This window comes from Curtobacterium sp. UCD-KPL2560 (assembly GCF_001705035.1).
Taxonomy (GTDB): domain Bacteria; phylum Actinomycetota; class Actinomycetes; order Actinomycetales; family Microbacteriaceae; genus Curtobacterium.
Genome location: NZ_MCIG01000029.1, coordinates 22,120 through 33,960, shown reverse-complemented (window position 1 = coordinate 33,960; position 11,841 = coordinate 22,120). Strand labels below are relative to the sequence as shown.

Below are 11,841 nucleotides of genomic sequence, written 5' to 3'. Positions count from 1 at the left end.
TCGCAGAACGCGACGGGACCCCGCCCGGTCGCGGAACGCGACGGGACCCCGCCCCGTCGCAGAACGCGACGGCCCCCGTCAGGCCGGGGACACCGTCACCGACGCCGCACCCGTCCAGTCGCCCGTCGCCAGGTACTCGACCTTCTTGGCGATCGACACCGCGTGGTCGGCGAACCGCTCGTGGTACCGCGAGGCCAGGGTCGCGTCGACCGTGTCGATCGGGTTGCCCTTCCAGGTCTCGCCGAGCACGAAGTCGAAGACGCTCGCGTGCAGCTCGTCGACCTGGTCGTCCTCGTCGCGGATCTCCGCGGACAGGGCGATGTCCTCGGTCGCGAGCAGCCGGGTGAGCTTCTGCGCCATCGCGACGTCGTGCGCGCCCATCTGCTTGAACGTGCCGCGGAGGCCCTTCGGCACGACCTTCTCGGGGAAGCGCTGGCGGGCGAGCTGGGCGATGTGCTCGGCCATGTCGCCCATGCGCTCGAGCGAGGAACTGACGCGCAGTGCGGTGACGACGACACGGAGGTCGCGGGCCACCGGTGCCTGGCGGGCCAGGATGTCGATCGCGATCTCGTCGAGGCTGTTCGCCGCCGCGTCGATCTTCGCGTCGTCGGCGATGACCTCCTCGGCCAGCGCGACGTCGGACTCGCTGAACGCCTGGGTCGCTCGGGTGATGGCGGACTCGACGAGCCCGGCGATCTCGGTCAGACGCTCTTGGACGTCCTGGAGTTCCTGCTGGAAGACTTCGCGCATGGGGGATGTGCCTCTCTGATGCGTACCGGTCGAGTGTCGTCAGGTCAGGTGAACGAACGGTGACGTGCGGCTGAACGCTTCGCTTCCCGGCCCCGGAACCACACGTGTGCGGGGTGGACGGCGTCGGCACGGGGCGTGACGATCCCTACACTGACGGCATGGACAACGCGTGGCTCGTGCCACTGTCGATGCTCCTCGGCGGGGTCTTCGGCGCGGGTGTGGTGGTGCTCGTCATCACCGCCGAGCGCACGGCCCGGGCAGCCGACGTGGCGGAACGCACCCTGCCCGACGGCGTCGCCGCGGTCATCGCCACGATGCACAACCCGGCCGTGGTCGTCGACCCCTCGAACACGGTCGTGGCCGCGTCGCCGCAGGCACTGACGGTCGGACTCGTCGTGCGCCGCAAGCTCGTGCACCGCGAGCTCGCCGACCTGGTCGACCGGGTGCGCCGGAGCGGGGAGATGGCGTCGGAGGACCTCGAGCTCTCCCGCGGACGGGGCAGCGACCAGATCGGCTACCTGAGCTTCCGCGCGGCCCAGCTCGGCAACCGGTACGTGCTCGTCACCGCGGACGACCTGACCGAGAGCCGGCGCATCGACGAGGTCCGACGGGACTTCGTGGCGAACATCTCGCACGAGCTGAAGACCCCGATCGGCGCCATCGGTCTGCTCGCCGAGACCCTCGTGGTCGCGGCCGACGACCCCGAGCACGTGAAGAAGTTCGCCTCGCAGCTCATCACCGAGTCGGAGCGCCTGGGTGCCCTGACGAAGGACATCATCGAGCTCTCCCGCCTGCAGTCCGTCGACACGCTCGAGAACAGCGAGGAGACCGGCATCGACAAGATCGTGCAGGCCGCCGTCGACGCGAACGAGGTCGTCGCCCGCGCCCGCGACATCGAGATCGTCCGGGCGAAGCGCTCGAAGCTCCGCGTGATGGGCGACCCCGTGCTCCTGCAGGTGGCCGTGTCGAACCTCATCGCCAACGCGGTGAAGTACTCGCCGGACCACACCCGCGTCGGCGTCGGCGTCCGCTCGACGAAGGGGTTCGTCGAGATCGCCGTCACCGACCAGGGCGTCGGCATCCCCGAGGCCGACCTCGACCGCGTGTTCGAGCGGTTCTACCGCGTCGACCCGGCGCGGTCGCGCGCGACCGGGGGCACCGGCCTCGGTCTCGCCATCGTCAAGCACGTCGTCGGCAACCACGGCGGCGACGTGCGCGTGTGGTCGCAGCCCGGCAAGGGCTCGACCTTCACGATCCGCCTGCCCGAGGCGGATCCCGAACTCACCACCGCACTCGAAGAGCAACTGGAAGAGCAGCCATCGTGACCAAGATCCTCATCGTCGACGACGAGCCGGCCCTGAGCGAGCCCCTGGAGTTCCTGCTGCAGCGGGAGGGGTACGAGACGGCCGTCGCGGCCGACGGCATCACCGCGCTGTCGAAGTTCGACGCCGAGAGCCCGGACCTCGTGCTGCTCGACCTCATGCTGCCGGGCCTGAGCGGCACCGAGGTGTGCCGGCAGATCCGGACGCGCTCGAACGTGCCGATCATCATGCTGACCGCGAAGGACTCCGAGGTGGACATCGTCGTCGGGCTCGAACTCGGCGCCGACGACTACGTCACGAAGCCGTACTCGACGCGCGAGCTGCTGGCGCGCCTCCGTGCGGTGCTGCGCCGTCGCACCGAGGACGACCCGGGCGACAGCGGGATCCTGCAGGTCGGTGGCATCCGGATGGACGTCGAGCGGCACACGGTGTCGGTGGACGGCTCCGAGACGCCGATGCCGCTCAAGGAGTTCGAGCTCCTCGAACTGCTCCTCCGCAACGCCGGTCGGGTGCTCACCCGCGGGCAGCTCATCGACCGGGTCTGGGGTTCCGACTACTTCGGCGACACCAAGACGCTCGACGTGCACATCAAGCGGATCCGCTCGAAGATCGAGCGTGTGCCGAGCACGCCCGAGATCCTGGTGACCGTGCGCGGTCTCGGCTACCGCATCGAGGGCTGAGCCCGTCGGGTGACCCGGTCGGCGCACGTCGGTCGGGTGGTCGCGTGGCCACGCACTGGAGGCCCGGTGCCGGTCCGTGGGACCGGCACCGGGCCTCCGGTGCGTGCGTGGGCGCGGGGCGCGACGTGGCGCGCGCCGCCCGCGGTGTCAGTTGCTGCCGCTGTCGCCCTCGGACGAGTCGGTCTGCGAGCCGGACTGCGTGCCCGGGGCGGTCGCGGCGCCGGTGGGCTCGGTGCCCGTCCCGGCCGCGCCCTCGATGCCGGAAGCCGGGGTGCGGGTGCTCGTCGGGGTGGGCGACGGGGCCAGGGTGCGGTACTCCTCGAGCGAGCTGGTGAGGACCGGGACGCTCGCGGAGACGCCCTCGGCGCCGGAGTACGAGAAGTACGTCTTCACGAGCGAGCCCGGACGCGCGTCGGCGCCGTCGAAGACGACCTCCTGCGAGCCCGCGGCCTTCGAGCCCTGGGCCGTGCTGCCCTGCTGCGTGCTCGAGCCCTCGGTCGGGTCGGCCGTCGGGGTGTTCGAGCCGAGGTCGCGACGGCTGCCCGCGGGGATGACGACCGTCTGGGTGTCGCCGCCGAGCTCGATCGAGAGCGTGATGTCCTTCGACTCGTCCGTGTTGACCACCGTGCCGACGAAGCGGGCGTCCTCGCCGCGGTCGGAGATGAAGAGGGCGTTGCGGATGTCGAGCTTGCCGGTCGAGACGTTCACGCCGTCGGTGATCTGCTTGATCTCCTTGGTGTGCGCGGGCGACATGAACTCGCAGCCGGTGGCGCCGAGCGCGATGGTTGCCGCAACGGCGACGGACACGAGTACCCGAGCTCGCAAGAGATTCCTCCGGAAGATCACGATGGTGGACCGGACGGTCCGACGCCCATCCTAGCGATCAGCCGGGAGCGGGTCCGCCCAGGCCCCTCTGCCCGAGGAGCCCTTGTGGTAAACTGGGGGTTCTGGGAACGGAGCCTGATACATGCAATTCGAGGTCGGCGAGACCGTCGTCTACCCCCACCACGGGGCGGCAACCATCTCTGAAGTGAAGACTCGCGTCATCAAGGGCGAGGAGAAGGTCTACCTGAAGCTCCGCGTCACGCAGGGCGACCTGACGATCGAGGTCCCGGCGGACAACGTCGACCTGGTCGGCGTCCGCGACGTGATCGGCAAGGAAGGCCTCGACAAGGTCTTCGAGGTCCTGCGGGCACCGTTCACCGAGGAACCGACCAACTGGTCGCGTCGCTACAAGGCGAACCTCGAGAAGCTCGCTTCCGGTGACGTCATCAAGGTGTCCGAGGTCGTCCGCGACCTGTGGCGCCGTGACCAGGACCGCGGGCTCTCCGCCGGTGAGAAGCGCATGCTGGCCAAGGCCCGGCAGATCCTCATCTCCGAGCTCGCCCTGGCCGAGAAGACCGACGAGGACAAGGCATCGACCGTCCTCGACGAGGTCCTCGCCTCGTAGCGCGGACCGCAGCTGGACGACACCACGACGACCGCCCTGCTCCCCGATCGGGTGAGCAGGGCGGTCGTCGTCGTCGCGGCGGGTTCCGGCACGCGGCTCGGCATCGGTGACGCCAAGGCCTTCGTACCCGTCGCCGGCGAGCTCATGCTGACCCGGGCGGTCCGCACGGTGTTCACGCTGGCGGAACCGACCGCCGTGGTCGTCGTCGCGCCGGCCGCCCGGCTCGACGAGTGCCGCGCGCTCGTCGCGGCGGTCGCCGGTCCCGCGGTGCACCTGACCGCGGTCGTCCCCGGGGGAGCCGACCGGCACGCGTCGGTGCAGGCGGGCCTCGACGCGCTGCCCGACGGCGTCGAGCTCGTCGGCGTGCACGACGCCGCGCGGTGCCTGACCCCGGCCGCGCAGTTCGACGCCGTGTTCGACGCCGCCCGTGCCACGGGGGACGGTGTCGTGCCGGCCCTGCCCGTGACCGACACCGTGAAGCGCGTCGAGGGCGACCTGGTCGTCGAGACCGTCGACCGGTCGGCGCTCGTGGGGGTGCAGACGCCCCAGGTGTTCCCGCTCGGGGCGCTGCGGTCGGCGTACGCCGTGGCGCAGCGGGCGGAGACGGACGACGCCGGGGTGTTCCGCGCCGCGGGCGGCACGGTGCGCACGGTCCCCGGCGACGCCGACGCGTTCAAGATCACCACCCGCTGGGACCTCGCCCGCGCCGAGGCGGTCGTCGCCTCCCGTGCCGGGAACGTGCGCGCGGTGCGGGTCGGCCTCGGCGTCGACGTGCACGCCTTCGACGCCGCGAGCCCGTGCCGCGTCGGGCTCCTCGACTTCCCCGGTGAGCCGGGCCTGTCCGGGCACAGCGACGGCGACGCGGTCGCGCACGCGGTCTGCGACGCCCTGCTCTCCGCCGGCGGCCTCGGTGACATCGGCGGACGGTTCGGCACGGCCGACCCGCGGTACGCCGGCGCGACCGGGGACGTCTTCGTCCGGGGTGCGGTGGAGCTGCTCGCCGGGGCCGGACTCGTGCCGACGGGCGTCACCGTGCAGGTCGTCGGCAACCGGCCGCGGATCGGTGCCCGTCGCGCCGAGATGCAGGACGCCCTCGCGGCGGTCGTCGGCGCACCGGTCGCGGTGTCCGGCACGACGACGGACGGCCTCGGCTTCACCGGACGGGGCGAGGGGCTCGCCGCGATCGCGACGGCCGTGGTCCGCCCCGCCTGAGCACCGCCCGGGTGGTCCGTCTTCTCGCGCCCGGCCTGCCCCCGTCACGGGTCCCGGGCGACGTCCTAGGCTTGCCGTGTGACCGTACGCCTCCACGACTCCCGTGCCGCTGCCGTCGTCGACCTCGTCCCGCTGGTCGACGGACAGGTGAGCATGTACGTGTGCGGGCCCACGGTGCAGTCGTCGCCGCACATCGGCCACCTGCGGTCCGCCCTGGTGTACGACATCTGGCGTCGCTGGCTGACCTACCGCGGGTACCGCGTGACCCTGGTCCGGAACGTCACCGACATCGACGACAAGGTCCTCGACCTGTCCGCGGGCACCGACGAGCCGTGGTTCGCGCGGGCGTACCGCGTCGAGCGGGAGTTCACCGCCGCGTACGACGCCCTGGGCATCCTGCCGCCGACGTACGAGCCGCGGGCGACCGCGAGCGTGCCGCAGATGCACGACATCATCACGCGGTTGCTCGAGCGCGGGCACGCCTACGTCGCCGCCGACGACTCCGGCGACGTCTACTTCGACACCGGCAGCTGGCCGTCCTACGGCGACCTGACCCGGCAGCGCCGCGAGGACATGGTGGACGCGGCCGACGCCGACCCGCGCGGCAAGCGGGACCCGCGGGACTTCGCGCTCTGGAAGGGCGCCAAGCCCGGTGAGCCCGCGACCGCCACCTGGGACTCGCCCTGGGGTCCCGGTCGCCCGGGCTGGCACATCGAGTGCTCGGCGATGAGCCGCCGGTACCTCGGGCCGGCGTTCGACGTGCACGGCGGCGGGCTCGACCTCCGGTTCCCGCACCACGAGAACGAGCTCGCGCAGTCCACCGCCGCGGGGGACGCGTTCGCCTCGTACTGGCTGCACAACGGCCTCGTCACGGTCGAGGGCCAGAAGATGTCGAAGTCCCTCGGCAACTCGATCTTCGCCGCCGACTTCCTCGCCGCCGCACGGCCGCAGGTCGTCCGGTACTTCCTCGGCGCCGCGCACTACCGCTCGTCGATCGACCACCACGACGGCTCCCTGGCCGAGGCCGAGGCCGCGTACGACCGCATCGAGGGGTTCCTCGCACGTGCGGCGGAGCGGCTCGAGGGCGTCACGCTGCGGGACGCCCCGGCCGTGCCCGAGGCCTTCGCGGCGGCCATGGACGACGACCTCTCGGTGCCCCAGGCGCTCGCCGTGCTGCACGAGACCGTCCGTGCCGGGAACGCCGCCCTGGATGCGGACGGTGCGGAAGCGCTCGGGAGCGCGTACCATCAGGTGGTTGCGATGGTCGAGGTCCTCGGCATCGACCCGCGAGCGGCACACTGGTCGACCGGTGGTCAGGACACCTCGGCCGCCCCGCTCGCCGCACTCGTCGAACGCCTCGTCCAGGAACGCGCCGACGCCCGTGCCGCACGGGACTTCACCACCGCGGACCGCGTGCGCGACGACCTCGCAGCCGCGGGGATCACCATCGAGGACACCGCAGCAGGAACACGCTGGAGCATCGCCTGACAACGGCCGTGCCGGACAGGAGAGAGCAATGAAGAACGTCTCGGGGAGCAGGAAGGGTCGGCCCGGCGCCGTCCGCTCCGGCCGCAAGGGCAACAAGCAGGTCGGCTCCGGCGGCCAGGGCGCGCAGGCGCTCGAGGGTCGCAAGCCCACGCCGAAGGCCGAGGACCGGCCGTACCACCCCGCCGGCAAGCGCAAGGCGGCGAAGGAGCGCTTCGACGCCGCCCGCGGGCGGCACGGTGCGTCGAGCACGCCGCAGCAGCGCACCGGCCGTCCGCCGCAGCGCAAGAGCGACGACTCCGAGCTGGTCACCGGCCGCAACTCGGTGCTCGAGGCCCTGCGCACGAAGACCCCGTCGACGACGCTGTACATCGCGTCGCGCATCGAGGTCGACGACCGCGTGAAGGAGATCCTGGCGCTCGCGAACCACCGCGGTGTGCCGATCATGGAGATCATGCGGCCGGAGCTCGACCGCATCACCGGGCACGACAGCGTCCACCAGGGCGTCGCGCTCAAGGTGCCCGCCTACGAGTACGCCGTCGCCGAGGACGTCGCCGAGCGCGCGTTCGCCCGTGACGAGGTACCGCTCATGGTGGCCCTCGACGGCATCACCGACCCGCGGAACCTCGGTGCGATCATCCGGTCCACCGCGGCGTTCGGCGGCCACGGCGTGATCGTGCCGCAGCGTCGTTCGGTCGGCGTCACCGCGTCGGCGTGGAAGACCTCGGCCGGCGCCGCGGCCCGGCTCCCCGTCGCGATGGCCCCGAACCTGACCCAGACGCTCAAGTCGCTCAAGTCGATGGGGCTGTTCGTCCTCGGGCTCGACGGCGACGGCGACGTGCAGCTCGACGCGCTCGAGCTGGCCGACCGTCCGATCGTGGTCGTCGTCGGCTCGGAGGGCAAGGGCCTGTCGCGCCTCGTCACCGAGACCTGCGACGCGATCGTCTCGATCCCGATCTCGAGCGCGACCGAGTCGCTCAACGCGGGCATCGCGGCGAGCGTCACCCTGTGGGAGGTCGCCCGGCGCCGTCGCGCCGAGTAGCGCCTGCCCGACCACAGGAGGCCCGGTGCCGGTCCGCGAGACCGGCACCGGGCCTCCTGTCCGTTCAGACGGACGCGCGCCAGTCTGCGACGTCCTCGTCGTCCGACCCGTCGTCGACCACCGGGATCGGCAGCGTCATCGACGAGGTCGGCGGGTCGATGAGCAGCCGCTCGTCCCGACGGTGTCGCAGGACGTCGTTGATGTACGCCGTGGTCGCCTCCGGCAGGGAGACCGAGCGTTCCTCCTCCTGCGACATGTACCAGCGGTGCTCGAGCAGCTCGTGGAACACCTCGGCGGGTTCGAGTCGCCCGCGGAGGTCCCGGGGGATCGACCGGACGACGGGCTCGAACACCCGCGACACCCACTCGTGCGCCACCATCTCCTCGTCGAGCTGGTCCCGGCCGTTGCGGGCGCGGTAGGCGTCGAGGTCGTTGAGCAGCCGGCGGGCCTGGTTCTCGCCCGCGTCCAGCCCCGTCAGCCGCAGCAGGCGACGCTGGTGGTGCCCGGCGTCGACCACCTTCGGCTGGATCCGCACCTGCGAGCCGCCCTCGGTGGTGTGGATCGACAGCTCCTCGATGTCGAAGCCGAGCGCGTTGAGCCGCTCGACCCGGTCGTTGATGCGCCAGCGTTCCTTGATGTCGAACTGCTCGGTCCCGGTGAGTTCCTTCCAGAGCGTCCGGTACTGCGCGACGATCCGGTTCGACACGTCGACGGCGTCGGCGTTCTCGTCGAGGCGGCCCCCTGCTTCGAGGTCGAGCAGCTCGCCCGCGATGTTCACGCGCGCGACCTCGAGGTCGTTCTCGCGCTGCCCGTTCGACAGGCCGCCGGGGTAGAGCTTGCCGGTCTCGGCGTCGACCAGGTACGCGGCGAACGACCCGGCGTCGCGGCGGAACAGCGTGTTCGACAGCGAGACGTCGCCCCAGTAGAAGCCGATCACGTGCAGGCGGACGAGCAGCAGCGCGAGGGCGTCGACGAGTCGGGTGGCCGTCTCGGGGCGCAGCGTCTGCGAGTACAGCGCGCGGTAGGGCAGCGAGAAGCGGAGGTGGCGCGTGACGAGCACGGGGTGCAGCGGCTCGCCGTCCTCGTCGACGCGGTTCGTGATCACCGCGACGGGGTCGACGCACGGGACGTCCATGCGCTGCAGGGTGCGGAGCATCTCGTACTCGGAGCGCGCGACCTCCTCGCCGGTCTCCTTCACCGCGGCGACGTAGCCGCTCAGGTGGACGAAGCGCACCAGGTGCCGCGAGATGCCCTTCGGCAGCGCGACGATGACGTCGTCCGGCCAGTCCTCGAGCGGCCGGTCCCAGGGCAGGTCGAGCAGGCCCGGGTCGACGGTCGCGGCGGTGATGGACAGGGAGTCGGGCACGGTTGGCTCCTGCAGGTGGTGCGGGTGGTGTGACAGACGGGAGGCGCGGTGCCAGTCGGCACCGCGCCTCCCGTCCGGCTCGGACAGCGTCAGGCGCTGACGACGGCCTTGTCGTCGAGGCGCTCGCCCGACTCGGTGTCGAAGGCGTGGACGTGGCCCTGCTTCGGCGAGACGACGATCGTGTCACCGATCGACGGGTGCGCGCGGCCGTCGACGCGGGCGACGATGTCGACGCGCTGGTTGTTCACGTCGGCGTGACCGTAGAGGTAGCCGTCGGCGCCGAGCTCCTCGACCACGTCGACCGTGACGGGCAGGCCGTCACCCGACGGGGACACGATGATGTCCTCGGGGCGGACGCCGACCGTGATCTGCGCGGCGCGGGCGTTCGACAGCGTGTCGCGGTCGAGCGGGTGGTTCAGCGAACCGAAGCGGATGCCGCCCTCGACGACGTCGGCCGGCAGCAGGTTCATCGCCGGCGAGCCGATGAAGCCCGCGACGAAGACGTTGTTCGGCTTCTCGTACAGATCGCGCGGCGAGCCGACCTGCTGCAGGATGCCGTCCTTGAGCACCGCGATGCGGTCGCCCATGGTCAGCGCCTCGGTCTGGTCGTGCGTGACGTAGACCGTGGTGACGCCCAGGCGACGCTGGAGCGACGCGATCTGGGTGCGGGTCTGGACACGGAGCTTGGCGTCGAGGTTCGACAGCGGCTCGTCCATGAGGAACACCTGCGGCTGACGGACGATCGCGCGGCCCATCGCGACGCGCTGACGCTGACCACCGGAGAGCGCCTTCGGCTTGCGGCCGAGGTACTGCTCGAGGTCGAGGAGCTTGGCTGCCTCCTGCACGCGGGTGGCGCGCTCCTCCTTGCCGACGCCGGCGATCTTGAGCGCGAAGCCCATGTTCTCGGCGACGGTCATGTGCGGGTACAGCGCGTAGTTCTGGAAGACCATCGCGATGTCGCGGTCCTTCGGCGGGACGTCGGTGACGTCGCGGTCGCCGATGCGGATCGCGCCGGAGTTGACCTCTTCGAGGCCGGCGAGCATGCGCAGCGAGGTGGACTTGCCGCAGCCCGAGGGGCCGACGAGGACGAGGAACTCGCCGTCCGCGACGTCGAGGTCGAGGGAGTCGACCGCGGGACGGTTGCCTCCGGGGTAGAGACGGGTTGCCTTGTCGTAGGTGACGGACGCCATGAGCGTTCGATCCTTCCTTCACCGGCAGGTACGTGCCGGACGATCCGTTGTGAAGCGGTTGCCCGTGGGGGCCCCGGATGGTCGTCGTCGACCATCGGTGCTCATACAACACGAGTTCTCCCGGCGGCGCCAGTGCTCCGGTGGACCTGGTTGGCTGGTCCCAGGAAGGACCACTACGATCGCTTGGTCCGTCCGCCGTGCGGGGGAAGGCCGTGCGGACGTCAGGATCAACGTGAGGACACCGACGCATGACCAACCGCCCCGAGGGTGACGCACGCGCCGCGCGCAACGAACGACGGGAAGCCGCACGCCAGCGGGCCCAGAAGATCCGGACGCAGCAGAAGCGCCGGCAGCGTGGCACCCGGCTCGGCCTGCAGATCGGCCTGGGCGTGGTGCTCGTCGCCGCCGCCACGATCGTCACGCTCGTCATCGTCGACTCGACGAAGCCCGCCGGTCCCGGACCCGCGAACATGTCGCAGGGCGGCATCACGATCGGGCAGGGGCTCCGCGCGGTCGGTGCCTCCTCGTCGCCGGAGCCGGACGCCAGTGCCTCCGGTGCGACGGCCGGGGCGAGCGCCGTGCGCATCACGATGTACGTCGACTACCTCTGCCCGACGTGCGGTCAGTTCGAGAAGGCCAACGGCGACTACATCGAGAGCCTCGCCGAGTCCGGAGCCGCGACGGTCGACATCCACCCGGTCGCGATCCTCAGCAACCGCTCGCAGGGCACGAAGTACTCGCTCCGCGCCGCGAACGCCGCAGCGTGCGTCGCCGACCGGTCGCCGGACCAGTTCTTCGCCGTGCACCGGGCGCTGTACGCGCAGCAGCCCGAGGAGGGCACGGCCGGCCTGACCGACGCGCAGCTCGAGCGCCTCGTCACCGGCGTCCGCGGGGTGCAGGACAAGGCGGCGGTCCGCGACTGCATCGCCGACCAGACGTACGCCAAGTGGGTCGACGAGCGCACGACTGCGGTCACGGACGGGGACATCCCCGGCTCGTCGCTCTCCGAGTTCCCCGGCACCCCGCTCGTGCTCGTGAACGGCAAGCAGTACGAGCTCACCGCGCCGATCACCAACGACGACTTCCGGTCCTTCGTGGTGTCGGCTGCGGGTGCCACCGAGGGCACCCCGACCCCCACGCCCAGCGCGAGCGCCTCGCCCACCGCGGGCTGACGCGCGTCGCGCGCCGTCGGGTGCGCACCCGACGTGACGGCACGTCGCGACGTGCCCCGCTGACGGACGGGAGGCTCCCCACCGGACCGGTGGGGAGCCTCCCGTCCGTCAGGGGGCACCCGGGTGCCGTGTCCCGCCGTCCGCGGGACCGGTGCGCGTGGCCGCGCGCGTC

11 protein-coding genes are annotated in these 11,841 nt (G+C 71.6%); 7 read left to right on the top strand and 4 right to left on the bottom strand.

From position 1 onward, the window contains the following. Nucleotides 1-78: 78 nt before the first annotated feature. Nucleotides 79-750, bottom strand: coding sequence for a phosphate signaling complex protein PhoU (gene phoU / locus BEP24_RS08790; RefSeq protein ID WP_065962458.1), 672 nt, complete (start codon nt 748-750; stop codon nt 79-81). 158 nt (nt 751-908) lie between these two features. On the opposite strand from phoU, the gene BEP24_RS08785 reads away from it, so the two are divergent. Further along, nucleotides 909-2,075 (top strand): ATP-binding protein, encoded by a 1,167-nt coding sequence (locus tag BEP24_RS08785; protein ID WP_065962462.1) that lies wholly within the window; start codon nt 909-911, stop codon nt 2,073-2,075. Beyond that, nucleotides 2,072-2,752, top strand: a complete 681-nt coding sequence (locus BEP24_RS08780) for a response regulator transcription factor (protein ID WP_065962456.1) — start codon at nt 2,072-2,074, stop codon at nt 2,750-2,752. The genes BEP24_RS08785 and BEP24_RS08780 overlap by 4 nt, the downstream gene beginning before the upstream one ends. 147 nt (nt 2,753-2,899) lie before the next feature. Here BEP24_RS08780 and BEP24_RS08775 read toward each other — a convergent pair whose 3' ends face one another. After that, on the bottom strand, nt 2,900-3,559 hold the full coding sequence (locus BEP24_RS08775) for a hypothetical protein (protein WP_065962454.1): 660 nt from the start codon (nt 3,557-3,559) through the stop codon (nt 2,900-2,902). A 160-nt stretch (nt 3,560-3,719) separates the two neighbouring features. Between BEP24_RS08775 and BEP24_RS08770 the strand changes: the two genes are divergently transcribed. The 4 genes from BEP24_RS08770 to rlmB all read left to right on the top strand — a co-directional run bounded on the left by BEP24_RS08770 (nt 3,720) and on the right by rlmB (nt 7,941). After that, on the top strand, nt 3,720-4,202 hold the full coding sequence (locus BEP24_RS08770; protein ID WP_017888066.1) for a CarD family transcriptional regulator: 483 nt from the start codon (nt 3,720-3,722) through the stop codon (nt 4,200-4,202). A gap of 51 nt (nt 4,203-4,253) precedes the next feature. Beyond that, nucleotides 4,254-5,414, top strand: coding sequence for a 2-C-methyl-D-erythritol 4-phosphate cytidylyltransferase (gene ispD / locus BEP24_RS08765; protein ID WP_083230235.1), 1,161 nt, complete (start codon nt 4,254-4,256; stop codon nt 5,412-5,414). Between the two features lie 78 nt (nt 5,415-5,492). After that, entirely contained in the window at nt 5,493-6,902 is a 1,410-nt protein-coding gene (gene cysS / locus BEP24_RS08760; protein WP_065962449.1) for a cysteine--tRNA ligase, read from the top strand. 28 nt (nt 6,903-6,930) lie between these two features. Continuing rightward, nucleotides 6,931-7,941, top strand: a complete 1,011-nt coding sequence (gene rlmB / locus BEP24_RS08755; RefSeq protein WP_065962447.1) for a 23S rRNA (guanosine(2251)-2'-O)-methyltransferase RlmB — start codon at nt 6,931-6,933, stop codon at nt 7,939-7,941. 64 nt (nt 7,942-8,005) lie between these two features. Here rlmB and BEP24_RS08750 read toward each other — a convergent pair whose 3' ends face one another. Both BEP24_RS08750 and ugpC read right to left on the bottom strand, forming a co-directional pair. Continuing rightward, nucleotides 8,006-9,307: a DUF4032 domain-containing protein gene (locus BEP24_RS08750; protein WP_065962445.1), complete on the bottom strand. Its 1,302-nt coding sequence runs from the start codon at nt 9,305-9,307 to the stop codon at nt 8,006-8,008. 89 nt (nt 9,308-9,396) lie between these two features. Continuing rightward, complete coding sequence (gene ugpC / locus BEP24_RS08745) at nt 9,397-10,497, bottom strand: sn-glycerol-3-phosphate ABC transporter ATP-binding protein UgpC (RefSeq protein ID WP_065962443.1); 1,101 nt, start codon at nt 10,495-10,497, stop codon at nt 9,397-9,399. A 248-nt stretch (nt 10,498-10,745) separates the two neighbouring features. Between ugpC and BEP24_RS08740 the strand changes: the two genes are divergently transcribed. Then, the gene (locus tag BEP24_RS08740; protein ID WP_065962441.1) at nt 10,746-11,669 is read left to right on the top strand and encodes a thioredoxin domain-containing protein; all 924 of its coding nucleotides are present in this window, start codon (nt 10,746-10,748) and stop codon (nt 11,667-11,669) included. Nucleotides 11,670-11,841 lie beyond the last annotated feature (172 nt).